At 36.2% G+C, this 23,379-nt stretch carries 26 protein-coding genes and 1 tRNA gene; 24 read left to right on the top strand and 3 right to left on the bottom strand.

Translation table 11 applies throughout. The features are described 5' to 3' along the window. Window positions 1-6: 6 nt before the first annotated feature. Window positions 7-930 (top strand): hypothetical protein, encoded by a 924-nt coding sequence (locus ACTB0X_RS13430; RefSeq protein WP_463025553.1) that lies wholly within the window; start codon window positions 7-9, stop codon window positions 928-930. After that, window positions 908-1,810: a zonular occludens toxin domain-containing protein gene (locus tag ACTB0X_RS13425; protein WP_463025552.1), complete on the top strand. Its 903-nt coding sequence runs from the start codon at window positions 908-910 to the stop codon at window positions 1,808-1,810. The genes ACTB0X_RS13430 and ACTB0X_RS13425 overlap by 23 nt, the downstream gene beginning before the upstream one ends. Window positions 1,811-2,161: 351 nt before the next feature. Here the strand turns inward: ACTB0X_RS13425 and ACTB0X_RS13420 are convergent, their stop codons facing one another. Beyond that, a complete protein-coding gene (locus ACTB0X_RS13420; RefSeq protein ID WP_463025551.1) occupies window positions 2,162-2,404 on the bottom strand; it encodes a hypothetical protein in 243 nt (80 codons plus the stop codon). A gap of 353 nt (window positions 2,405-2,757) precedes the next feature. Here ACTB0X_RS13420 and ACTB0X_RS13415 point away from each other — a divergent pair, with 353 nt between their 5' ends. Both ACTB0X_RS13415 and ACTB0X_RS13410 read left to right on the top strand, forming a co-directional pair. Then, complete coding sequence (locus tag ACTB0X_RS13415; protein ID WP_463025550.1) at window positions 2,758-3,102, top strand: hypothetical protein; 345 nt, start codon at window positions 2,758-2,760, stop codon at window positions 3,100-3,102. After that, window positions 3,095-4,489: a hypothetical protein gene (locus ACTB0X_RS13410; protein WP_463025549.1), complete on the top strand. Its 1,395-nt coding sequence runs from the start codon at window positions 3,095-3,097 to the stop codon at window positions 4,487-4,489. The genes ACTB0X_RS13415 and ACTB0X_RS13410 overlap by 8 nt, the downstream gene beginning before the upstream one ends. A 99-nt stretch (window positions 4,490-4,588) precedes the next feature. Here ACTB0X_RS13410 and ACTB0X_RS13405 read toward each other — a convergent pair. Then, window positions 4,589-4,662: transfer RNA gene (locus tag ACTB0X_RS13405), tRNA-Met, on the bottom strand. Between the two features lie 262 nt (window positions 4,663-4,924). On the opposite strand from ACTB0X_RS13405, the gene ACTB0X_RS13400 reads away from it, so the two are divergent. The 9 genes from ACTB0X_RS13400 (at window position 4,925) to ACTB0X_RS13360 (ending at window position 13,783) form a co-directional block, all read left to right on the top strand. After that, a complete protein-coding gene (locus ACTB0X_RS13400) occupies window positions 4,925-5,305 on the top strand; it encodes an START-like domain-containing protein (protein WP_463025548.1) in 381 nt (126 codons plus the stop codon). A gap of 75 nt (window positions 5,306-5,380) precedes the next feature. Further along, on the top strand, window positions 5,381-6,820 hold the full coding sequence (locus ACTB0X_RS13395) for an LptF/LptG family permease (RefSeq protein ID WP_463025547.1): 1,440 nt from the start codon (window positions 5,381-5,383) through the stop codon (window positions 6,818-6,820). Further along, window positions 6,820-8,007 carry a glycosyltransferase family 4 protein gene (locus ACTB0X_RS13390; RefSeq protein WP_463025546.1) on the top strand — a complete coding sequence of 396 codons (1,188 nt, stop codon included), beginning with the start codon at window positions 6,820-6,822 and terminating at the stop codon, window positions 8,005-8,007. The genes ACTB0X_RS13395 and ACTB0X_RS13390 overlap by 1 nt, the downstream gene beginning before the upstream one ends. Further along, the gene (locus ACTB0X_RS13385) at window positions 8,008-9,177 is read left to right on the top strand and encodes a glycosyltransferase (RefSeq protein WP_463025545.1); all 1,170 of its coding nucleotides are present in this window, start codon (window positions 8,008-8,010) and stop codon (window positions 9,175-9,177) included. 5 nt (window positions 9,178-9,182) lie between these two features. Further along, window positions 9,183-9,998, top strand: a complete 816-nt coding sequence (locus ACTB0X_RS13380) for a 2,3,4,5-tetrahydropyridine-2,6-dicarboxylate N-succinyltransferase (protein WP_463025544.1) — start codon at window positions 9,183-9,185, stop codon at window positions 9,996-9,998. After that, window positions 9,999-10,985: a glycosyltransferase family 9 protein gene (locus tag ACTB0X_RS13375; RefSeq protein WP_463025543.1), complete on the top strand. Its 987-nt coding sequence runs from the start codon at window positions 9,999-10,001 to the stop codon at window positions 10,983-10,985. It abuts the gene before it with no gap. 161 nt (window positions 10,986-11,146) lie between these two features. After that, complete coding sequence (locus ACTB0X_RS13370) at window positions 11,147-11,533, top strand: SRPBCC family protein (protein WP_463025542.1); 387 nt, start codon at window positions 11,147-11,149, stop codon at window positions 11,531-11,533. A 665-nt stretch (window positions 11,534-12,198) separates the two neighbouring features. Further along, window positions 12,199-13,218 carry a geranylgeranylglycerol-phosphate geranylgeranyltransferase gene (locus ACTB0X_RS13365; RefSeq protein WP_463025541.1) on the top strand — a complete coding sequence of 340 codons (1,020 nt, stop codon included), beginning with the start codon at window positions 12,199-12,201 and terminating at the stop codon, window positions 13,216-13,218. Further along, complete coding sequence (locus ACTB0X_RS13360) at window positions 13,208-13,783, top strand: Maf family nucleotide pyrophosphatase (protein ID WP_463025540.1); 576 nt, start codon at window positions 13,208-13,210, stop codon at window positions 13,781-13,783. The genes ACTB0X_RS13365 and ACTB0X_RS13360 overlap by 11 nt, the downstream gene beginning before the upstream one ends. 396 nt (window positions 13,784-14,179) lie before the next feature. Here the strand turns inward: ACTB0X_RS13360 and xerD are convergent, their stop codons facing one another. Then, complete coding sequence (gene xerD / locus ACTB0X_RS13355) at window positions 14,180-15,079, bottom strand: site-specific tyrosine recombinase XerD (protein ID WP_463025539.1); 900 nt, start codon at window positions 15,077-15,079, stop codon at window positions 14,180-14,182. A 37-nt stretch (window positions 15,080-15,116) separates the two neighbouring features. On the opposite strand from xerD, the gene aroQ reads away from it, so the two are divergent. The 11 genes from aroQ (at window position 15,117) to ACTB0X_RS13300 (ending at window position 23,373) form a co-directional block, all read left to right on the top strand. Then, complete coding sequence (aroQ, locus tag ACTB0X_RS13350) at window positions 15,117-15,542, top strand: type II 3-dehydroquinate dehydratase (RefSeq protein ID WP_463025538.1); 426 nt, start codon at window positions 15,117-15,119, stop codon at window positions 15,540-15,542. Between the two features lie 34 nt (window positions 15,543-15,576). Continuing rightward, window positions 15,577-16,107 carry a hypothetical protein gene (locus ACTB0X_RS13345; RefSeq protein WP_463025537.1) on the top strand — a complete coding sequence of 177 codons (531 nt, stop codon included), beginning with the start codon at window positions 15,577-15,579 and terminating at the stop codon, window positions 16,105-16,107. Window positions 16,108-16,239: 132 nt separating this feature from the next. Then, entirely contained in the window at window positions 16,240-16,800 is a 561-nt protein-coding gene (locus tag ACTB0X_RS13340; protein WP_463025536.1) for a 30S ribosomal protein S16, read from the top strand. A gap of 13 nt (window positions 16,801-16,813) precedes the next feature. After that, on the top strand, window positions 16,814-17,353 hold the full coding sequence (gene rimM, locus ACTB0X_RS13335) for a ribosome maturation factor RimM (RefSeq protein WP_463025535.1): 540 nt from the start codon (window positions 16,814-16,816) through the stop codon (window positions 17,351-17,353). Next, complete coding sequence (locus ACTB0X_RS13330) at window positions 17,353-18,054, top strand: tRNA1(Val) (adenine(37)-N6)-methyltransferase (RefSeq protein ID WP_463025534.1); 702 nt, start codon at window positions 17,353-17,355, stop codon at window positions 18,052-18,054. Before rimM ends, ACTB0X_RS13330 begins: the two co-directional genes overlap by 1 nt. Window position 18,055: 1 nt before the next feature. Continuing rightward, the gene (locus ACTB0X_RS13325; RefSeq protein WP_463025533.1) at window positions 18,056-18,646 is read left to right on the top strand and encodes a nitroreductase family protein; all 591 of its coding nucleotides are present in this window, start codon (window positions 18,056-18,058) and stop codon (window positions 18,644-18,646) included. Next, window positions 18,647-19,024 (top strand): SRPBCC domain-containing protein, encoded by a 378-nt coding sequence (locus ACTB0X_RS13320; protein WP_463025532.1) that lies wholly within the window; start codon window positions 18,647-18,649, stop codon window positions 19,022-19,024. It abuts the gene before it with no gap. Window positions 19,025-19,246: 222 nt separating this feature from the next. Continuing rightward, on the top strand, window positions 19,247-19,651 hold the full coding sequence (locus tag ACTB0X_RS13315; RefSeq protein ID WP_463025531.1) for a DUF5655 domain-containing protein: 405 nt from the start codon (window positions 19,247-19,249) through the stop codon (window positions 19,649-19,651). 43 nt (window positions 19,652-19,694) lie between these two features. Then, entirely contained in the window at window positions 19,695-20,450 is a 756-nt protein-coding gene (gene map / locus ACTB0X_RS13310) for a type I methionyl aminopeptidase (protein ID WP_463025530.1), read from the top strand. A gap of 536 nt (window positions 20,451-20,986) precedes the next feature. After that, the gene (locus ACTB0X_RS13305; protein ID WP_463025529.1) at window positions 20,987-21,856 is read left to right on the top strand and encodes a pirin family protein; all 870 of its coding nucleotides are present in this window, start codon (window positions 20,987-20,989) and stop codon (window positions 21,854-21,856) included. A gap of 236 nt (window positions 21,857-22,092) precedes the next feature. Continuing rightward, window positions 22,093-23,373, top strand: a complete 1,281-nt coding sequence (locus ACTB0X_RS13300) for an AAA family ATPase (RefSeq protein WP_463025528.1) — start codon at window positions 22,093-22,095, stop codon at window positions 23,371-23,373. Window positions 23,374-23,379: the final 6 nt, after the last annotated feature.

Here is a 23,379-nt window from a genome sequence, read left to right as displayed (position 1 = left end):
GGAGAGATGAAAGAAAAAGATATAAAGGAAGAGGAAGAAACTCCAAAGAAAAAAGCAGGAATCCTACTAATTGGTACAGCAAAAAATGATCTACCAGAATCAGCTAACGCCAATGAGCAAGAAATAGAAGAAGCATTTGGGGAGAACATTGAATACGAGGAAATCTCTGAGATTGAAACTAGCCCAATGAATGAACCGGTAAAAGTAGGTGAAGTTTCAGAAGGGATTCAGAAAGAAGAATTCCTTAGCTCAGAAAACAGCACTCAAACAAAAGAATCAACATCAGAAGAAGATTTACCAGAAGGAATGTTAGAAGACTACATGCATGAATCTGAACCTCCATTAGATGCTCCAGAGCAAATAATCGATGAAGAATTAGAGGAAGACGAGTTGAATAATCACAAAAGCGCTTCATCCTCAGCATTTGATAATGCCAATCATCATGCTGGAATTGCAGCCGACAGTTTCATCGGTATCGCGAATCAAGTCTTAGAAATCGGTGGTGGGTTCTATATTAAAATAAAAAGGACGAAATCACACATCTATTTCGATGAACTATTAGAGCGAAACAACTCGACAAAGTTTAAGCCCATTGGGGATAAGCTAGATGCCTTAAACTCAAAAAACATCAATAGAATAAAGTTAGATTCAGCCGATATAGCACTATTGAGACCCATTTTAGTTGAAGTTTTAAAAAGCCAGACTAAAAAAATGACACCTGAGCAACAGTTAATTGCAGTAGGAATTTCCATAGCAGTTAAAAAAGCTCAATCTGTAATGGAAATTAAAGCAGAGAACAAATTATTTATCAGACAACTAGAGGAAACAATGGAAAAGTATTGTAAGCAATTTGAACATGATTTAGATCGGCAAGAAGAAATTCTAAGAGAAAAAAAGGAGACTAAAGATGCAGACAAAAAAGCCGCTTAACACACCAAATGTAAAAACCATAAATGATAGACAGCCAATGTTAATGGTAGTTTGTGGGGAAACTGGTGTTGGAAAAACCTACCGTACTGTTCAAGAAATCAAGAAGTATATAAAAGATAATCTGTCAACTAAAAAAAAAGGCAGAAAGGTTTTGATTTTCGATGTTAATGATGATGACTATACTCGATATATCACTATTGATCCAAATCATGTAAAGGAATTTGAAGAGGTCAGAATAAGAAGAATCCGACCAATTACTAGAACAGGTCGAATGATGACACTTACGCAAAAGCGAGAAATCGTTGAAAAAATTGTGGCAGAATTCACAAATGGGTTAATCGTCCTTGAAGATATTGATAAATTCATGGTGGGTGCAAAAGGTCAAGAGGTAGTTGGAGTCCTTTGTGCTAATAGACACTCCGATCTTGATATACTTATTAGTCATCAATCAATTGCAAAAATTACAACTACTGAGTGGCAAAACATGACTTGGTTAAGACTTCATAAACAAGTCGATGATATTTCTAGATACAGAAATAGAATACCAAATTATTCATTGGTTCGAATAGCAACATTTATTGTAGAAGAGCAATACAACTTAGCTAACGATGCTTTCGAAAAACAGCTAATTGATGAAAAACAGTTTCAAATCAGGAAGAGCTTTTTTGTTTATTTAGACATGAGAAGATTAAAAATTAAAGGATGCAGTAAGGCAGCATTTATAAGAGCTACTAAGAGATTCATTGATCAAGAAGAGACTAAAAAAGTAAAATTATTACTGCAAGAGACAAGTATGGATGATCGTCCAAAATTCAATGACAGAAAGGCAGCAGTATTTCACTTGATTGCACAGAAGATGAGATTTCATCAAACAGATTAAAGTTAATTAAAGAGGAGGATCATAGATGAGGGAGAGATTTAAAAAATGGGGTATTAAGCTTTTTGTTACAAAGTATCTAATCGTAAGAAATGAAATAGTTTTGTGGCAATTGTTTTATGTTAACCGAACTGAAACAAGATTTATATTAGCTTCAAGTGAATTGCTTACAAATGTTAAACTTTTTGATAGATTAATATTCTCCAAGTTATTGAAAAACGGTTATCAATCAAATGCCATTTGGACGTGGCTTCTGATAAAAATATTAATCAACCGAAATGGACATAAATACAAGTATAAAAGAATAAAGGCTATGGAAATAACTCATGTAAATGAGTTGGAAAATTAAATTGGTTAGTCAATAATTATTCTTCTTTCGTCGAGTCGACTATTAACCATATTCAGAACCTTAATAAGCGCTTTTTTTTCATATTCATATGACTTAATTGAATGGTTATACCTCCGTTGAATAAGACCTGCAACAGAGAAGTAATAAAACATCTTGGCAGTCCAATTCCAGTCCGCTGCTGCTTTTGGAAACTCTTCTTGAATTTCTGAAAAAGTTAGATAAATAGTCTCGTATTCATTTTCTCTCATAGAGTCAATTTTTAATTAGAGGAAAAAATTGCTATGAGATTACGACGGTTAAAGCGAAAAAGAAAAACCTAAAAACTAATAGTTAAATGGTGAAAGCAAAATTTGATTTTATCTGAATAAAAAAGAAATGTAACTGTATAAATTCTTAATTAATTCAGAGATAAGTTATTCTAAGTACATAAAATCATTTTCGGGTTCGACATCACTATGGCAATATTTCTTCATTATAAACTAGTAAAACAGTGAAATAGTGTATTTAATGTTGAAAAAAATAAAACTGAATTATAAAAGTATAATAACAAACAATTACTAATTTCTGAAATACAGATAGATAAGAATGAAGGAGAGAAATTATGGAGAATAGAGAGAAAGAAAAGTTCACAACTATATCACTGCAAGCAGTGAAGATAATGCTTGGATATTCCGGTAAAGGATTTAGATCTGTCTTAAGGTGGTGTTTTAATAAAAATATTACTGTTTTTGGTGATGGTAGAAGAAAACGAATATTAGAAAGTGATTGGGAGACGACTCAGCAAAAAGATTTGATTAGATCAATTAAGCTTTCGTTTCCAAGAACTTGGACGAAAGAGTTAAAAAAAAGAGGTATTCAACTAATTCAAAATATTGATGACTCAACTGACTATAAGGCACAAAGTTCAGCAGCTATTAACCTTTTAAACAATTGGGATAATGAATGATAGGCTAAAAATACCAAAAAGAGATAAAGGAAAGTATGAATATATTCGTTGTAGTAAGTGTGATCGATTTGTTTATGATAATTGTAATCTGACTGATAAAAAAGTTTCTACTTGTAAGTTTCTTCACCGGCATAGATTCATGCTTAGATACTATGTTCCAAATTCAAGCAATAAATATATTGTTAAAACCTTTGATACAAGAGATTATAACAAATTTAAACAATTAGCTAAAGAGTTTCTGGACTCTTTTGAAGGATCTAAATTCTATCAAACTAATGGTATCCAAAATCCAAACGATATCGTCAAAGCTATAGCTAATACACCCTCAAATAATAAAATTAGAATTGCGAAAAATGTAGAGCCGATTATCAACTTATCATTTAAATCACTTCTTTTAAGATATGTCGATTTCCTTAACGGAATTAATATTCCTTCTCATAAGTATAAACCAAAGGAGCAAAAAACTATAAAAGGCTATATAATGAGTATCAAATTATTTAAAACTGCTTTAAAAAGTGAAAATATAGACATTTCAGATATGCTTATTACAGATATAGGAGATAAGGAAGTAGGTTATTTTCACAACTTTTTAACAGACTCAATAAATGAAAATGGTGACTCAAAGTTTTCACCTAGAACTTACAACAATAAAATGGCTGATAACCGAGCATTCTTTAATTATATAAAAGATAATTTGGGAATAAATATCACCAACCCATTTGAGGACGTAAGGAAAAAATATGTTAAAAGAAAAAACTATACCATTGACTTAATTGATTTTGAACAATTGATAAACTCAATTTCTAAGAAAAATGGGGTTTATGAACAAAATGACAGAAATAAAGTATATACCCGAAATCATTATAGATCATGGTTAAAAGATGCTTATAAACTTGCATTATTTACAGGAGAAAGACGGGATGGAATTGTACTTATGAAATGGAGTTTCGTCAATATGAGTGAAAGAATTATCACCTTACCAAATTATAAGGTGAACAGAATAAAAGATATAAATAAAGATCGATTGATTCCAATAACAATTGACCTTTTTAATCTTTTAACTAAAATGGGCGCAAGTAAATATGAAGGGTCAGAAGAATTTGTAATTAGTCCTGAACATAAAAATAGAACTACAGTGAGAGAGTGGATAAGCAAATCATTTACTCATTATTGGTTAATGAATAATTTTAATCCTGAAATTTCATTTAGACATTTAAGAAAAACATACGTTACCTTAATATATTCTCAATTTGGAGATAAAACTAAAGCAGTAACAGATCAAAATGTTGATACAATTTTAGAATACTATTTAAATAAAAAAACTATTGTATCTCAAGCGAAAAATTTATCCTTGTATGATTTAGAAGAAAGAAGAAAATTGCTTTAGAAAAAGATAAAAAAGAAAGTATTCCAAACCAGGTTTCCAAACCAAGTTTCCAAACCACCCCTTGAAATCGTCTAATTTCAAGGGGTTTTGTTTGACTTGTAGCGAGAACGGGATTTGAACCCGTGACCTCCGGGTTATGAATCCGACGCTCTAACCAACTGAGCTACCTCGCCTTGTGTTTAATAATTGGTTTTAAATACTATTTCAAAAGTACAATTTTATTTTTTACCCTCCTTCCTTTGTGCTGAAGGTTATGAATCCTGCGCTCTAACCACCTGAGCTACCACGCCGTTTTTTTTCGGGCTGCAAATATAATAAATTGAAATTTCTAGGCGCATTTATTTTCACATTTTTTTAATTATTTCTTTATCCGACATGCCAGATTTTTATCTATATTGCACTATTAATGTTTTTTGGAATTAAGTACATTACAATATGTCAGAAAAAATAGAATATCAATTAGAGTTTCCTGTAAAATCCTCACCTAAAATACTATATAACTTTTTAGCAACACCAAGCGGACTTTCTGAATGGTTTGCCGATAATGTAAATTCTCGTGGTTCCAAGTTCACTTTTATCTGGGATGGCAGCCAAGAAGTTGCAGAATTGATCTCTAAAAAGGCCGGATCACATATTAAGTTTAAGTGGGAAGAAGAGGATGAAGGAACGTTTTTTGAATTTAGAATTCGGATTGACGAATTAACAAAAGATGCTGCTCTTATCATCACCGATTTTGCGGATGAAGACGAAATGGAAGAATCTAGAATGCTTTGGGAATCACAAGTAAGTGAATTACTAAGCGTTATTGGTGGATAAACCCTTTTTACAACTCCATCATTTTTCCTTTTGCATTAATTATATTTGCACTTCAATTTTCTACTGCATCAACCATTGAAGACACTTACAAAGTTTATTCTTAAATCTTTTGCTGCACCTTTTGTAGCGACCTTTTTCATTGCGCTTTTTATTTTGCTCATGCAATTTATTTGGAAGCACATCGATGACATGGTTGGTAAAGGTTTAGAATGGTACGTTATTCTAGAACTAATGGCCTACATTTCTGCAAGCCTAGTTCCCCTTGCCTTGCCATTGGCTATTTTGCTTTCTTCTTTAATGACTTTTGGAAATTTAGGGGAGCATTATGAACTCATCGCCTTCAAGTCGGCCGGTATTTCATTAAAACGAATCCTGCGACCACTCACGATCTTTATATTGTTTCTTTCAGTAGGAGCATTCTTATTTGCCAACTACCTATTGCCAATTGCAAACCTTAAGAGTCGGTCTTTACTCTACGATGTTCGTGAACAAAAGCCTGCAATGGATATCAAACCTGGGATCTTTTCAAGTGAACTCAACGACCTTACTATTCGTGTAGGCGATAAAAAATCAACGGAAGAAGGCGAGCGATTGTATGATATTTTGATTTACGATCACTCCAACGATAGGGGAAACAGAACAGTAACTATAGCCGAAGAAGGCTTGATGGTGCTGTCGCCCAATAAGCGTTTTCTTGAAATGACGCTCTACAATGGACGAAGCTATGATGAGCAACCCAATGAAAACAATGAAAAAAAATATGCCCTAGCTAGGGTTGAATTTAAAGAGAATTTAATCCGTACCGATTTGTCGGAATTCACATTGAATAGAACCGATGAAGATCTTTTTAAGACCAACTATAAAATGCTAAATATCGATCAATTGAATGTAGCGATAGACTCATTGAGAAATAAAAAAGATCGATCAGAATTGGCTTATGAAGACAATATAGCACTCTCCTACTCCAATTATAACCGACCAAAAGAAGAAAAAGCCAATATCCCAAGAAGAGAGGCCATCACTTTTGATTCTTTGTTAAATCCGTTGAACGAATTTGAGAAAGAGCGGGTATATAAAACGGCTTCTAATCTAGCACGTAGCGCCAAATCAAAATCAGATGCGATTGTAAGAGAAAGGGAAATTAGAGAAGAATCCATTCGAAGACATGAAATCGAGTGGCATCGTAAATACACATTATCATTTGCCTGTGTCATTTTATTCTCCATTGGAGCACCATTGGGAGCTATTATACGAAAAGGCGGATTGGGCATGCCTATGGTTATCTCTGTGGTATTCTTCTTAATATATCACATGGTTAGTATTACTGGCGAAAAAATGGCAAAAGAAAGTGCCATGACTTCTTTAGAAGGAATGTGGCTTTCCTCATTTATTTTACTCCCAATAGGAATATTATTAGCCTACAAAGCTACTACAGACTCAGAACTATTTAAAACGGAAGCCTACACCAACTTCTTTACCAAGGTTTTTCGGAAGAAAAAGAAAACTGTTAATTAATGAAGGTACTACAAATTTGTCATAAACCACCACTTCCTGCGATAGATGGTGGTTGCCTTGCCATGAATGACATTAGTAATGGTTTGATTAAAAAAGGATGCGACCTAAAAATTCTGACACTTTCAACAACAAAACATCCATTCAGAAAAGATAAATTATCAGACAATTACCTAAGAACGACAAAAATTGAACACGTTCAAATCGACACCGACTTAAAACCATCGGTGGCTTTTATGAACTTATTTTCTACTGAATCTTACAACATTAATCGATTTTATTCCAAAGAATTTGAGGAAAAAATTGTTAGCCAATTAAAAAGCAATCGTTTTGATGTCATTCACTTAGAGAGTTTATTTGTAGTGCCCTATTTGTCGGTAATACGAAAAAATTCAACTGCTAAAGTGGTATACAGGGCACACAATATTGAGCAACAGATTTGGTGGGAAAAGTACAACCAATGCAATACGCCATTGAAAAAATCGTATTTGAAAATTCTTCATCAGCGTCTAAAACGTTTTGAAGATCAACACCTCAATTCGTTTGACGGTATAGCTTCCATCAGTAAAATGGACATTCAAAAATTGAAGGAATTGGGCTGCACGAAACCTTGTGTGGAAATCCCATTTTCAATCAATCCAACTATTTATTACCCAACATCCGCCAATGCTTCTAATGATCTATTTTATCTAGGTTCATTAGATTGGATGCCTAATATTGAAGGATTAAATTGGTTCTTAAAAAATTGTTGGGAAAGGTTGGTCAACAAACACCCTAATTTAAAATTACACATTGCAGGAAAATCGATGCCTGAATCCATTGCGAAAATCAAAACGAAAGGCGTTGTAATTCATGGAGAAGTGCCAGATGCAATGGATTTTATTAGAGCGCAAGGCATTATGATTGTCCCTTTATTTTCAGGGAGCGGTATTCGAATCAAAATATTGGAAGGCATGGCACTGGAGAAAGCAATCGTTGGAACTTCTAAAGCAATGGAAGGAATTCATTTAACTGAAAAAGAAGGATGTATTGCGGATACTGCTGATGATTTTTGTACAGCTATCGAAAAGCTACATTTAAATAGCGGATTACAACAAGAAATGGGTAAGAATGCCCGTAATTTTGTCAAAAAAAACTTCAATAACGATGAAATTATTAATCAATTAATGGAGTTTTATTCGGCAATCTAGATGATGAAATTGTTTATGTTACTTTCTCGTTTTCCTTATCCCCTTGAAAAAGGTGACAAGCTGCGCGCGTATCATCAAATTAGAGAATTGTCCAAAAACAATGAAATTCATTTGTGTGCATTGAGTGATGTAGCTATTTCAGAAGAACAAAAAAATGAGTTGGCACCTTATTGCAAGTCCATAAAAGTCATTCACCTTTCTAAATTGGTGATGTATTGGAATACTATTCTAGGGATTTTCTTTTCTAAATTGCCATTTCAAGTGCTCTATTTCTACTCTAACCGAGCCAAGAGGGAAATTGAGGCTGCCATTCGGTCCAACAAAGTGGATCACATCTATTGTCAATTGATTCGAACTTCAGAGTATGTCAAAAATATTCAGCACATTCCAAAAACGTTGGATTATATGGATGCACTCTCTCGTGGGATGGAACGACGGGTAGAAAACAGTCCGTTTTATCTAAAACCATTCGTAAAACGAGAAGCGCTGCGATTGAAGAAATACGAGCATTTTATCTTCTCTTATTTTGAGCATAAAGTCATTATTTCGGAGCAAGATCGCGACTTGATCGTGAATGTAAACAACGATACCATTGAAATTATCCCCAACGGTGTAGAACACGATTTTTTCAAAGCAAAACCGACCGAGAAGAAATATGATTTGATATTTACAGGAAACATGAGTTACGAACCTAACGTAATCAGCGTGGAATATTTAGCCAATGAGATTTTACCTTTGGTGAAACAAACCATTCCTAACATACAATTGGTGATTGCAGGAGCTTCTCCATCTGGACGAGTGAAAGCGTTGGTGAATAACAATGTAACCGTTACCGGATGGGTGGAAGACATACGGGATTATTACAATGCAGCCAAAATATTTGTTGCACCGATGTTAATCGGAACTGGATTACAAAACAAACTATTGGAAGCGATGGCGATGAAATTGCCATGCGTCACTTCTCAATTGGCAAACAATGCATTAGGAGCGACCAACGGAAAAGATATTTTGATTGGCGAAAACACCGAAGAATATGCAAGACACATTGTATCTTTAATGCAAAATTCTGATCAAGCTAAAGAATTGGCCAATAATGGATTCAATTATGTGAATCAAACCTTTAGCTGGAAAAACAGCACAGAAAAACTAGCACAACTTTTTAAAAAATAGCAAGAATGAAAGAATTGAAGTCGAAAATAGAAGCAATTTGGGACGATAGAACCCTACTTCAAAAAGAAGAAAGCAAGATCGCTATAAGAGAAGTCATCGAACACATTGATAAAGGTAGATTGCGAACTGCAACACCTACTTCAGAAGGCTGGGAAGTGAATGAATGGGTAAAGAAAGCAGTGGTGTTGTATTTCCCGATTCAAGAGATGGAAACCATCGAAGTAGGTCCCTTTGAGTTTCACGACAAAATGAAATTGAAAACCAACTACAAAGAACTAGGCGTTCGAGTAGTTCCTCATGCAGTAGCCAGATATGGCGCATACATTAGCAAAGGTGTTATTTTGATGCCTTCATATGTCAATATTGGTGCTTATGTAGACGAAGGAACCATGGTAGACACTTGGGCAACTGTTGGATCATGTGCGCAGATTGGAAAGAATGTACATTTAAGCGGTGGCGTAGGAATTGGTGGTGTGTTGGAACCATTGCAAGCAGCTCCTGTAATCATAGAAGACAATTGCTTCATCGGTTCAAGATGCATTGTTGTAGAAGGCGTTAGAGTAAGAAAAGAAGCGGTATTGGGGGCCAACGTAGTGCTCACCATGTCGACTAAAATTATCGATGTCAGTGGAGATACTCCAATCGAAATGAAAGGCGAAGTTCCGGAACGCTCTGTTGTGATTCCAGGGACTTATACTAAGAAATTTCCTGCAGGAGAATTTCAAGTACCTTGTGCATTAATCATTGGAAAAAGAAAACCAAGTACCGATTTAAAAACATCGTTGAACGATGCATTGAGGGATTTTAACGTGGCTGTATAATTGAAAAAAATACTCATCATACAAACCGCCTTTATTGGCGATGTAATTTTAGCGACTCCGCTGATCGAGAAGCTGTACGACTTTTTCCCAGAGGCGAAAATCGACTTTTTGTTGCGTAAAGGCAATGAAAGTTTGTTCACGGATCATCCGAAATTAAACGAGGTGATTATATGGAACAAAAAGAGAAACAAATATTTAGGACTTTTCCAAACCATTGGAAAAATCAGAAAGAAAGAATACGATTTGGTGGTTAATCTACAGCGCTTTGCAGCGAGTGGGTTAATGACGGCTTTATCTAAAGGAACAGAGAAAGTGGGTTTCGATAAGAACCCATTTTCTTTCAGTTATACCGAAAAAATAAAGCACCAAATTGGAACTGGCTTGCACGAAACTGTTCGGAATTTGCGATTGATCCGCAACATTACCGGTCAGCGCTATTATCGACCACAGCTCTACCCGACTAAAGCCAACTTTGAGAAAGTAAAACCTTTTCAAAAAGGGAAATATGTTTGTATTGCCCCAACTTCGGTGTGGTTCACTAAACAATATCCTGCCGAAAAGTGGTTGGAATTGATTGAGCAAATTGATGAGTCGATTACCATCTATTTATTGGGTGCTCCATCAGATAAAACAGCTGCAGAAGCGATACAATCTGCTGCGAAACGGGGCAATATTACAGTTTTGTGTGGCGATTTAAACTTCTTGGATTCAGCCGCATTGATGAAAGGAGCAGCCATGAATTATGTCAACGACTCTGCTCCTATGCACATGGCTTCCGCTGTAAATGCACCAACTACGGCCATTTATTGCTCCACGATTCCTTCTTTTGGTTTTGGTCCAGTTTCTACAGACTCGGTTATTGTGGAAACTAAAAAAGAATTAGAATGCCGCCCTTGTGGATTGCACGGTAGAAAGAAATGCCCGTTGGGTCATTTTGATTGTGCGTACAGTATTGAGACGAGTGAGATTCGAGTGCCGAGGGTGTAGGTTTTTAGATTTGAAGATTCAGTTTGCACGGACTGTGAGTTTGCGCAAGCGATAATAAAAACTGATCTATTTTAATTATGCCTGTCATCAAATTAATTACAATTATTTCAGCCCCAATCGAAAGATGTTTTGATTTATCTCGCAGCATTGATCTTCATAAAATGTCTACTGCGAAAACTAATGAAATTGCAATTGCAGGAACCACTTCAGGACTTATCAATAAAGATGAATTTGTTACTTGGCAGGCTCGACATTTCGGAATCACTCAACAACTGACGACTGTAATAACTGAAATGAAATCTCCGACATATTTCGTTGACGAAATGAAAAAAGGAGTATTCAAAAAGTTCAAACATGAGCATTTATTTGAATTCAGAGATGGGGTGACACAAATGACAGATATCTTCGATTACACTTCTCCATTTGGGATTATCGGTAAGGTTGCTGACTTTGTTTTTCTAAAAAACTACATGTCAAAGTTTTTAACTCATAGAAATGAGATTATAAAAGATTTTGCGGAATCTAATAAATGGCAACAAGTTTTATGAAGTGTGCTTGTCATAGACTATCAGCAGAAAAAAAATAATATTTATGTGCATCGATTGCTTTAACACTGACTTTTCTTCTTTCCCTTCAGAAAATGATTGGCTTGAATTCGACTTAGTATTGACAAAGAAACTTGGAAATCGAAAAATGAAAAATATTGATTTCATAAGAGATTGTATTCGAAACAAAGATGACGGAGAATACATTTATCTGTGTCTTACTTGTGAACAAAAATGAAAGTTGAAAGACCCTGATAATTCATTTCGTGGGTACTTTTTAAAAATGAATTGAATGGACAAGAAAATGTCACATTCATACACGTTCGTGCGAACTTACACTCAATGAAACCGAATATCAATCAACACTCCAAACCTTGGAGGTTTACTTTCGAGCTGAATACTAAACCTCCAAGGTTTTGTTATAAAACAACTTTTATTCTTTGCGACCCTTGTGACATTCCCTTTGTGCCTCTGTGGTTTAAAAATCCAAGTCGATAATGAGTCTTAGTCTTAAAGACTATTGCGCCTTCACGGTTTAATCTTCCTCCAAATTATTAAACCAATAAATAACAACCACTTATTTATTCTTTCTTAACAAAAAAATAGTATTCAACCATAGTTCAACTTTACACCCGATTAGGTAATTTTGGAAAAATATCCAATCGAATATGAAAAGCTTTTTTGCCTTTTTTCGCCTCATTCGTTCACCGAACTTAATCATCATTGCATTGACGCAATACGCCATTCGTTTTGGATTAATGTTCCCAATGCTGAATGGTTCAGGATTTACATTGGCACTCAGTGAATCATTGTTCTTTTTATTGGTGCTCGCCACTGTGATGATTGCGGCCGCTGGATACATCATCAATGATTACTTTGATACCAAGATTGATTTAATCAACAAGCCAAAAAAGGTCATTGTTGGTAGCTTAATTAAACGCAGAGTGGCGATGGGCGCTCACATCGTAATCAGCTTAATCGCCATCATCATTTCGATTTACATCGCACTTTATTTAAAATCTCCTTGGTTGGCACTGATTCAAATCGCTAGTGTTTTGGTGCTTTGGTACTACTCGGTTAATTTCAAACGCAGAATGTTGGTCGGTAATTTCATCATTGCGAGTCTAACAGCATTGGTGCCGATTTCAGCAGGATTGTATGAATTTGTCGAGTTAAAAAATCATTTATTGGATCAATTGCAGCATTACATGTTATTGTTTCCGAATGAAAACCCAATCTATGCAGCAGTATTCTTTAAAGATGTATTGAAAAATATTGGACTTTGGATCGCAGGTTATGCCCTATTTGCGTTCTTGTTGACCTTCATTCGCGAAATCATCAAAGACATAGAAGACTACGAAGGTGATTTGGAACAAGGTTGTAAAACCTTGCCAATCGTGGCAGGGATTAACATTGCAAACAATACTGCCATCATAATAAGTAGTATTACTTTTGTCTTTTTAGCATTGGTGCAATACATGCAATTGGTCAGCTCAGAATTTATCTCTTTCGCTTACTTCTCCTTGTTTATCCAATTGCCATTGATTTTATTGATGGTGAAACTCTTCAGTGCAAAAAAGAAAAACGAATACGCCTGGGCGAGTCGATTGACTAAGTTGATTATGCTTTTTGGTATTTTATTCACCTCTGTGATTTACTTCCAAGAATTTTTCATGAATGCTCAATAAGCTCAACAAAAAGATAATATTAGCTTCCAAGTCTCCACGTCGTCAAGAACTGCTGAAGGGCTTATGTATTGATTTTGAAATCAGAACCAAAGACATCGACGAAAGTTATCCGGCGCATTTAAAGGAAGCCGAGATTCCATCGTATATCAGCGAGCAAAAAGCAGCTGCCTTTGCTGATGACTTAAAGGATGATGAATTATTGATCACCTCTGACACCGTGGTTTGCCTAAACGGGAAAGTATTGGAGAAACCAAAATCATTGGAAGAAGGCAAGCAGATGTTGCGGGAATTATCCGGACATACACATACCGTTTATTCTGCAGTTTGCTTAATGGATACAGAAAAGAAAATAGTTTTCTGTGATCAAACTCAAGTTTCCTTCAAACCATTGGACGAAGAAGAAATTGAGTTTTACATCAATCGATTTCAACCGCTAGACAAAGCTGGTGCTTATGGCGTTCAGGAATGGATTGGATACATCGCCATTCAAAAAATGACAGGATCTTATTACACCGTGATGGGAATGCCGATGCATTTGCTGTATGATGCGTTGAAGAAATGGTAGCTTAAAAGCGCATCTCGAAACAATCGCGTGAAAAACGCAATCACTCGATGTCCTTTTAAGGTCTATTCATTATTACATCATTCCATTGATATATTGCTAAATTGATTATTTCACCCTTTCAGGGTTTTCTTACTCTTTCTTGTTTATCAAATGGGTTGCACCCTTTCCTATAATAATGTCGTCCCTTCAGGACTTTTTTTAAGATTAGTTTAAGATTGAAGTATTCACTCGATGTCCTTTTAACTTATTTCCCAAGACAATGTTAAAATCCAAATATTGCGAAGCAATGTCCCATTGATATTTTGATATAATGGTTCATTGTTACATTGACTTATTGATACAATGTTAAATTGATACATTGATTTATTGTTACATTGTTATATTGATACATTGAAATTACGCTCTCGGATGAAACTGCGTAATCGTATCTTTCAAATACCCCACATCTAGATGCGTATAAATCTCCGTAGTGGTGATGCTTTCGTGTCCCAACATTTCTTGTACGGCACGCAAATCAGCTCCACCGTCTATTAAATGAGTGGCAAAAGAATGCCGAAACGTATGCGGACTCACTGTTTTGTCAATGTCTGCTAGAAGCGCCAAGTTCTTCACAATGGTAAAAATCATCACTCGTGTTAATCGGCCTCCTCGCCTATTCAAAAACAAAATATCGTGATCGCCTTTTTTAATCTTTGTATGATTCCGAGTGGCTTCCATATAATAGAGGATGTACTTTATCGCCACTTTCCCCATGGGCACCAACCGCTCCTTGTTTCCTTTCCCAGTTACTCTCAAAAATCCTTCTTCAAACAACACATGAGATAATTGCAAATTCACCAACTCGCTCACGCGCAAGCCACAACTGTACAAGGTTTCAATAATTGCACGATTCCGCTCCCCTTCTGCTTTGCTTAAATCAATCGCCGCAATCATGGCATTGATTTCTTCAATGCTCAGCACTTCGGGCAACTTGCGTCCCAACTGTGGCATAGAAATCAATTCCGTTGGATCAACAGTTATCCGATCCTCCATGATTAAGTAATTGTAAAAGGCTTTCAATCCAGAGATGATTCGTGCTTGAGAACGAGCGCCTAGGCCAATCTCACCTATCCAATTGATAAAATCAGAAAGGTGCTGATCTGTTACTTTAGTGGGAGAAATATCCAAAGAGATGGCTTCAAAAAATTGCACCAACTTATCGACATCTCTCAGGTAAGCCTCAATCGAATTCTCCGAAAGCGATCTCTCCAATTGTAAATAAGCTTTAAAACCATTTAGGTCTGGTGTCCAGTTCATGAATCAAAATTATAATTTTGTACCTTATCTTTGGTGTATGAAAATTCTACTTATCAACGGCCCAAATTTGAATTTGTTGGGAAAACGTGAAATCAACATTTACGGCAAACAAACCTTTGAAGAGATTCTGGAAGGATTGAAAAAACAGTTTTCGGACGTCGAAATGTCTTTTCAACAATCCAACATAGAAGGCGAATTGGTGAATTACCTCCAAGAAGCAGACGGTAACTTTGATGGAATCATTTTAAATGCAGCAGCTTATACACATACGAGCATTGCCATTGCCGATGCCATTGCAGCTATTTCAGTACCTGTAGTTGAAGTTCACTTATCCAATATTATGGCCAGAGAAGTAGAACGACAGACTAGTTTGATTGCAAAAAACTGCGTTGGATCCATCAGTGGGTTTGGATTTTTATCCTATCAATTGGCGATTCAATATTTTGAATCTATCAAAATATAATCCGAATTTTAGCGTATTATTTAAAAACAAACCGATGAAAAAGATCTTATTCCCAATCCTTCTAATTGCTTCCATATTTGCTACAGCACAAGAGGGCAATCCATTTCCTGCAATCGATGCAGCCAATCTTGACGATGAAAGTGTTTCTCTGCCAACCGATACGAAAGGTAAATTCACATTAATAGGTGTCGCCTTTTCAGAAGATGCTCAAAACGATTTGTACACTTGGGGAGGTCCTGTTTACGATCTATTTTTGGATGAAGATGGCTTGAATGCCATGGTGTATGATGTCAATGTACAGTTGGTACTCTTATTTACCGGAGTGAACAAAGCGGCCTATAACAAAGCCGAGAAGATGATCAAAGAAGGAACAACAGATACCTACAGAGACAACATTTTGTTGTACAAAGGAGAAATGGGAAATCTGAGAGATGACTTGGCCATGGAAGACCGAAAGGTGCCCTACCTATACGTTTTAGACAAAGAAGGAACCATTATTTACACCACTTCTGGCAGATATACGCGTAAAAAAATGGATGAGATTAGCGAGTTGGTGGAAGATTAATCTGTAAATCCATTGATATCACTCACTTTCAGAACAAATAAAATATTTCAAAACGTTGTTTTATTATTGGAATATAAAGCGGACATTTGCCACTCGAAAAATTTATTTATTAATCATTATTAAACAAGACTTATGCCTGTAAAGATGAGATTGCAAAGACACGGTAGAAAGCAAAATGCTTTTTTTCACCTTGTTATTGCTGACAGTCGTGCCCCACGTGATGGGAGGTTTATTGAAAAATTAGGCACGTATAACCCAAACACCAATCCTGCAACAATCGAATTGGATTTCGATAAAGCTTTTGATTGGTTAACTAAAGGAGCTCAACCAACTGATACAGTTAGAGCTATTCTTTCTTACAAAGGAATCCTTTACAAAAATCACTTAGCAAAAGGTGTTGCTAAGGGAGCTTTAACGCAAGAGCAAGCTGATGAGAAATTCAACGCTTGGTTAGACGAAAAAGCAAACAAAGTTCAATCTAAAGTAGACGGTTTATCTGCTGCTGAGGTTGCTGACAAGAAGAAAAGAGCTGAGGCTGAAGCTGCTGCTAATGAGAAGAAAGCTCAAGAAGTAGCTGCTAAAAATGCACCAGTAGTAGAAGAAACTCCAGAAGAAGAGGCACCAGCTGCTGAAGCGACTGAAGAAGCTCCTGCAACTGAAGCATCTTCAGAAGAAGAGCCAAAAGCAGAATAAAAATACGAAGACCTTGAAAATAGCAAATTGCTTTTATTTAGGGTACACTTCCAAAGTAATCGGAAACAGAGGGGAATTAGCATTCAAATTGGATGTTGATTCCCCTTCTTCTTATGAAGGATTGGATGCTGTATTCATTCGGATCAACAAAAACGATGATACGTTAGTCCCTTTCTTTTTGACGCAAGCTAAATTGCAACAGAAAGGAATCTTGCGTGTGACCGTTGAAGGCATCGGTTCTCAGGACGAAGCAAAAGACCTTGTGGGGAAAGAATTGTACTTACCTGCTGCTGCATTGCCTAAATTAAAGGGCGATCAATTTTACTACCACGAAGTAAAAGGATGGGAAGTGCACGACGAGCGTTTCGGGAAAGTGGGCACCTTAGAGTCGGTGCTTGATTATCCATCGCAAGACATTTTTCAAATTACGGCTGGAGATAAAGAAGTATTGATTCCCATTTTAGACAACACCATTCTCAAAGTAGATAGAGAAAATAAAGCCATTCATGTGCAAACCACTGAGGGGTTAATTGAACTCTATTTAGAAGGCTAATGAACGCCTTTCGTTTCAAACAATTTGAAGTAGCTCACGATAAATGTGCCATGAAAATAGGCACTGATGGTGTTTTACTGGGCGCTTGGGCCAATCACATTTCACCTCAAACAATACTTGACATAGGTACAGGTAGCGGACTGATTGCTTTAATGTTGGCTCAACGATACAAAGTAGCTAAAATCACAGCCATTGACATTGAAGAAACGGCCATTGAGCAAGCCAACGAGAATTTCAAAAATTCTAATTGGGCGGATCGATTAACCGCTCAGCAAATAGATTTAGGTCAATTCCAAGCTGATTCTTTTGATCTAATTGTGAGCAATCCTCCATTTTTTAACGGCACTTATTTCAGTGGAAACACCCAACGAGATACCGCACGACAAAATGCCAGCCTACCTCCCGCTCTGCTGTTTCAGAAAGTAGCGGAATTGTTGAGCGCTGATGGTAATTTCTGCTGCATCATTCCCACCGAGCACAAAGAAGAATACATTTCTGCAGCGACTCAAGCCGAACTTTTCCTCAATAAAGAACTTCGGGTGAAAGGTCATCCTAACAAACCTTATAAGCGGGAGTTATTGCAGTTTTCCAAGCATCAAAGCGAATTAATTAGCGATTCGTTGATAATTGAGACCGATAAACGCCATGAATACACCACACAATATTTAACTTTGGTGAAAGACTTTTATCTATTTGCCTAATATGAACAATTCTATCGAAGTCAATCAATGGATTAGAAACAGAAGATCGTTGTTTCCATTGCAATTTGACGAAACGAAAAAAATCAAACCAGATGTGATCCTTTCCATCTTGGAAAATGCCAATCACGCTCCTTCTCATAAAAGAACTGAACCTTGGCGCTTTATCGTGTTCACCGCTCAATCTTTAGAGGAACTTTTTGATGAGCAAATTCAAATCTATCGACAAACCAATCCTGCAGAGGAATTTTCAGAAGTGAAGGTGAAGAAAATGAAGATGAAGGCCCGCAAAGTCTCTCATGCCATCGCGATTGTTGTCTGTTATGACGAACAACAGCGGTTACCCAAATTCGAGGAAGATTGGGCCGTAGCTTGTGCCGTTCAGAACATCTATTTGAGTTGCGAATCGCATGGAGTTGGGGGCTACTGGGGAACTGGAGCGCTAGTATTGGGAGAAGATTTTAAGCACTATTTGAAACTAAAAGAAAACGAGCGCTGCATGGGGTTATTCCAACTAGGAATTCCGTTGGAAGACTTAAAATTATTGGACAAAAACCCCTTGACAGACATTTCTCACAAAATAGAATGGAGATAAATGAAAGATTTTAAAGCCTATTATAGCATCAACGCCACTCCTGAAGAAGTGTATTTGGCATTGACCACTTCCACCACCATCTTTTTGTGGAGCGGCGAAGAGGCGGAAATGAGCACCGAACCAGGCAGCGAATTCTCCTTATGGGAAGGCGCCATTACAGGGAAAAACCTAGAATTCGAACCGAATAAGAAAATTGTGCAGCAATGGTATTTTGGAGAGGAAGAACCTTCGATTGTCACCATTAAATTGCACGAAGACAAACAACGAACTTCTCTAGAATTGAGGCATAGCAACATTCCAGATACTGATTATGAAGACATTGTTGAAGGTTGGAATGTGGAGTATGTTGGAAATTTGAAAGAGTTTTTTGAAGAGTAGTTACCCTTAATTCATTTAAATTGTCCTTGAGAATTCTTCAAGAAATTCGAAACGAAGTCTTAGAAAGTTCATCTAGCTCCGAAGAATTGAGGAGATCCGATGAACGTCTTAGGCTTTGAGAAGAAATTCGCAGAAGAATGCTCAAAGACTTGAACTTTTGGTTCATTTTGGTTCAAGCCAAAAGAACATAAAAACAAATCCTAAAACGAACATATAATCACCATGTGGACCTGCCCAAAATGTAATCGAAACTTCAAAACGACCAACCAGTCGCATTACTGCACTACCAAGGACATTGGAGAATTATTTTTGGGGAAACCCGACGAATTGGTGTTGGTTTTTGATCACATCTTGCAAGTAACTTCCCAATGGGAACCCAACTCTGTGGGCCCTTCCGTGAATACCATAGTGTTTTCGAGCAAAAAAGCATGGTTGATTATCAGACCCATGAAAACGGTGTTGGACATCAAGTTCTATTACCCTGAAGTGATTCCCTCTGACCGATTTCATAAAGTAACCCTCTTTTCGAAGAAATACGCCCACCATTTAAGAATTCAAGAAGTGGAACAATTGGACACTGAATTCTTTGAGCTGCTGCGAAAAGGTTATGTTTATTCCCTAGAGTAAGGGGTCTAAATTCGTTAATTTTACAAACCTAAAGAACTACAACATGTCAATAACGAAAGCGTCTGAATTAGAAGGAATGAAAGCCATCAGCGAAGTGGTAGCGGTGACGTTAAAAAAAATGCGTGAATACGCCAAAATCGGTATGAGCACCAAAGCGCTAGACGATTACGGTGGTGAACTCTTGAAAAGCTTTGGAGCCAAATCAGCACCTTACGAAACGTATGAATTTCCGGGTTGGACGTGCATCAGCTTGAATAATGAGATTGCACATGGCATTCCTGCAAGCCACAAAATATTGAAAGAAGGTGATTTAGTCAACATAGACGTATCTGCTGAAATGAATGGATTTTGGGCGGATAATGGCGGTTCTTTTGTGTTGGGAAAAGACATTAATGGACATCAACAATTAGTTGACGCCTCTAACCGTATTCTAAAAAAAGCCATTAGCCAAATAAAGGACGGTGTTCCAGTGGCTGAAATTGGACACTTGATTGAAACAGAAGCCATCAAATCTGGCTATGTGGTCATTGAAAATTTAGCAGGACATGGCGTTGGACGAAGCTTGCACGAGTCACCAGATATTTTGAACTACGGAGATCCCAAAAACAAAGAAATTTTCCAAAAAAACTCAGTAGTTGCAGTAGAAACGTTTATTTCTACAAAATCCAATATCGCCAATGAAATGAAAGATGGCTGGACATTGGTCGGCAACAAAGGTGGTTTTGTAACGCAGCACGAGCACACGATTCTCATTACTGATGGTGAACCAGTTATTTTGACTGCTTCTAATGGAATTTAAATTTCTTTTCTCTTGTTCTTTTATGTCCTTTTTGGTGTATTTCGACAAATGCTCAATAACCAAGCAAAAAGAACGGAAAAGCTCAGCTTGTATTAAAAATTCCTTCCTCATATAACTAGACTATTATTGAATCTAATTCAAAACTTCGAAGTTGTCGGGAAGTGTCCCTTGAAGGAATTTTCCAAAAATTTTCGCAGATTTTTGGTTAAGTGATATGGCCTGTCCGAATTTCGACGATAGTCGAAAAAGTTGCCATATCATCAAAAAATTAAGAAATCAATTTTTTGAAATTACTTCAAAGGACGAGTTTTTTTTGTTTCGTTTTTTTCATGGCGAAAAAAATGAAAAATTATCTACAAAGGACGATTTCTTCTACTTCGATTAAAGCTTGTACTGAGTATTTCGAAGTGCTCAGCACAGGTTTATTTCGTAAGTGGTTATTGAGCTTGTCGAAATATTCACGGCGAAAAAAATGAAAAATACATCCTGAAAGAAGAAAAGTTAATTCTTATTTTTAAGAATTAAAACAAACGACAATGAACAACACTACAATGCTCGTAAAAGAACGTCAACGTGACTTGGGAAACTTTATGGTGGGGCGACTGCTTCCATTTAAGGGAAAACGCCAAGTGGGCCCCTTTACATTCATCGATCACATGGGGCCGGCAAAACTTTTTGAAGGCTCTTATTTAGATGTAGACCAACACCCGCACATCGGATTATCTACACTGACGTATTTATTTGAAGGCGAAATAGAGCACCGAGACAGCACAGGAACCGTGCAAGTGATTCGACCTGGTGATGTGGGATTTATGACCTCTGGCGCTGGAGTAACCCATACCGAGCGAACGCCTACTCATTTAAGAAATGGCAAAACCTCTATAATGCACGGTTATCAGATTTGGGTGGCGTTGCCCAAAGACTTGGAAGACATGGCGCCACAGTTTGACTTTTACCCTCGGACTGACTTGCCAAAATGGGAAGAAAACGACTTGGTAATTACCTTGGTAGCTGGTGAAGGTTTTGGACGAAAAGCGCCTTTAACGGGCTACTCTCCCCTATTTATGGTGGATGTATTGGCCAAAAATGCCACTCATTTGTATTTGAAAGACCAACTGAAAGGCGAAGTGGCTTTTGTAATTGTAAAAGGAGCCATTACCCACGAGGGAGAAACCATAGAAGCCGGACAAATGTTGATTAGCAAAACAGATGAACAATGTTGCATAGAACTGCAAGAAGGCACCCAAGTGTTGTTGTTTGGCGGCGAACCACTTGAAGACGAACCTTTTTTGTTGTGGAATTTTGTGTCTTCCGACAAAGAAAAACTACAGCAAGCTAAAGCAGATTGGCAAAACAAGCTGTTCCCAAAAGTACCTGGAGACGATACGTACATTCCGTATCCGTAAGAGATAGAACTCATTTTTCATTTTAATGCTTTATTTTTCAACAGACTGTGGGATTATTTGGCTTTTTGGCTTATCTTCGGGTTTGGATTTTTAGTAAAAGAGAGTTATCTGTATTAAACGACAACAAATACTTAAATTATTAAATTCCAATTATAAAAAATAATACAACTGACATAAGGCAAATAAACGCACCTCTCGCTTTATTCGGTTGTATCACTACATTAGAAATAACTTAAATGGAAAAAATATATTTAAAGAATTACAAAGGGTTTGAGCAGCAATTTATTGAATTAGAAGATATTAATTTTCTTGTTGGAGAAAATAGCACTGGAAAAACTTCTTTCTTGAAAATTATTAATCTTTTATCTAGTCCAGAATTCTGGTATAACTATGAGTTTAACAACAATGAAGTTGAACTTGGTTATTTTGAGGAAATAATAAACAAAAGAACAGAAGATAAGTTTTTCCAAATCGGAATTGAAAAACCACATTTCGAAGATGATGACAAGAAAAAAAATCAAAAAAAATTCAGAGTCATTTTTGAATTTACAGAAGAGAAATCTGTTCCTGTTCTTACACAAGCAAAAGTTCAGATAGAAACACAGGATGTATTAATAAAATTCACAAAAAAACAAATTACGTATCGAGTAAAAAATTCCGATACCGCAGAATTTGAAGATTGGGCTTTAGACTTTAAATTCCCTCAAAAATATAAGAGAATTAATATTCCTCAAAAACAGATTCCAATATCAATATTGATAAAACTCATTGAAAGTGAAATTATAAAAAATGATAATGAATTTAATTTTCGAGGTTCTTTTGGAAGAGAAATGCTTTATTCAAATTACAAATGGCTAGCGCCAATTAGAGCAAAAGCAAAAAGAACTTATGAATCATACAAAATAAAATTTTCACCAGAAGGAGAACATATCCCATCAATTCTGCGTCAAATTTTAGGAAATAGAACAAGCACTGAGAAAACTAAAATAATTACAAGTTTAGAATCTTTTGGTAAGGACAGTAATTTGTTTGATGAAATTGAAATAAGAGAATTAGGTAAAAAGAATAGTTCACCATTTGAGATAATAGTAAAGTATAAAGACATTGAAATTAAACTTCCTAATGTAGGCTATGGTGTGTCTCAGTCTTTACCATTAATTATTGAGGTTTTGTCAACAAAGAAAACTTGCTTTTCAATACAACAACCTGAAGTTCACCTACATCCAAAGGCGCAATCTGCATTTGGTAGTTTTTTATATAATGCTGTAAAAATTGACCAAAATAAATTTATAATTGAAACTCATAGTGATTTTACTATAAACAGATTGAGATATAAACTGCATACATCAAAAAAGGAAGTGAATTTCGATACGAAAGTTTTGTTTTTTGAAAGAAACTCTGAAGGGAATTCAATTACTAATATTAAAATAAACAAAGATGGCTCTTACTCTGAAAAAGTCCCATCCAGTTACCGAGACTTTTTTATTGATGAGGAACTTAAATTATTAGAAATATAATTTAGG

The sequence above is a fragment of the Acidiluteibacter sp. genome, assembly GCF_055129545.1.
This window is presented reverse-complemented; position numbering and strand designations above follow the sequence as displayed.

Coding starts and splice junctions, on each gene's coding strand:
- ACTB0X_RS13430 (WP_463025553.1), top strand. CDS start 7: ATGAAAGAAAAAGATATAAAGGAAGAGGAAGAAACTCCAAAGAAAAAA.
- ACTB0X_RS13425 (WP_463025552.1), top strand. CDS start 908: ATGCAGACAAAAAAGCCGCTTAACACACCAAATGTAAAAACCATAAAT.
- ACTB0X_RS13420 (WP_463025551.1), bottom strand. CDS start 2,404: ATGAGAGAAAATGAATACGAGACTATTTATCTAACTTTTTCAGAAATT.
- ACTB0X_RS13415 (WP_463025550.1), top strand. CDS start 2,758: ATGGAGAATAGAGAGAAAGAAAAGTTCACAACTATATCACTGCAAGCA.
- ACTB0X_RS13410 (WP_463025549.1), top strand. CDS start 3,095: ATGAATGATAGGCTAAAAATACCAAAAAGAGATAAAGGAAAGTATGAA.
- ACTB0X_RS13400 (WP_463025548.1), top strand. CDS start 4,925: ATGTCAGAAAAAATAGAATATCAATTAGAGTTTCCTGTAAAATCCTCA.
- ACTB0X_RS13390 (WP_463025546.1), top strand. CDS start 6,820: ATGAAGGTACTACAAATTTGTCATAAACCACCACTTCCTGCGATAGAT.
- ACTB0X_RS13385 (WP_463025545.1), top strand. CDS start 8,008: ATGATGAAATTGTTTATGTTACTTTCTCGTTTTCCTTATCCCCTTGAA.
- ACTB0X_RS13380 (WP_463025544.1), top strand. CDS start 9,183: ATGAAAGAATTGAAGTCGAAAATAGAAGCAATTTGGGACGATAGAACC.
- ACTB0X_RS13370 (WP_463025542.1), top strand. CDS start 11,147: ATGTCTACTGCGAAAACTAATGAAATTGCAATTGCAGGAACCACTTCA.
- ACTB0X_RS13365 (WP_463025541.1), top strand. CDS start 12,199: ATGAAAAGCTTTTTTGCCTTTTTTCGCCTCATTCGTTCACCGAACTTA.
- ACTB0X_RS13360 (WP_463025540.1), top strand. CDS start 13,208: ATGCTCAATAAGCTCAACAAAAAGATAATATTAGCTTCCAAGTCTCCA.
- xerD (WP_463025539.1), bottom strand. CDS start 15,079: ATGAACTGGACACCAGACCTAAATGGTTTTAAAGCTTATTTACAATTG.
- aroQ (WP_463025538.1), top strand. CDS start 15,117: ATGAAAATTCTACTTATCAACGGCCCAAATTTGAATTTGTTGGGAAAA.
- ACTB0X_RS13345 (WP_463025537.1), top strand. CDS start 15,577: ATGAAAAAGATCTTATTCCCAATCCTTCTAATTGCTTCCATATTTGCT.
- ACTB0X_RS13340 (WP_463025536.1), top strand. CDS start 16,240: ATGCCTGTAAAGATGAGATTGCAAAGACACGGTAGAAAGCAAAATGCT.
- ACTB0X_RS13330 (WP_463025534.1), top strand. CDS start 17,353: ATGAACGCCTTTCGTTTCAAACAATTTGAAGTAGCTCACGATAAATGT.
- ACTB0X_RS13325 (WP_463025533.1), top strand. CDS start 18,056: ATGAACAATTCTATCGAAGTCAATCAATGGATTAGAAACAGAAGATCG.
- ACTB0X_RS13320 (WP_463025532.1), top strand. CDS start 18,647: ATGAAAGATTTTAAAGCCTATTATAGCATCAACGCCACTCCTGAAGAA.
- ACTB0X_RS13315 (WP_463025531.1), top strand. CDS start 19,247: ATGTGGACCTGCCCAAAATGTAATCGAAACTTCAAAACGACCAACCAG.
- map (WP_463025530.1), top strand. CDS start 19,695: ATGTCAATAACGAAAGCGTCTGAATTAGAAGGAATGAAAGCCATCAGC.
- ACTB0X_RS13305 (WP_463025529.1), top strand. CDS start 20,987: ATGAACAACACTACAATGCTCGTAAAAGAACGTCAACGTGACTTGGGA.
- ACTB0X_RS13300 (WP_463025528.1), top strand. CDS start 22,093: ATGGAAAAAATATATTTAAAGAATTACAAAGGGTTTGAGCAGCAATTT.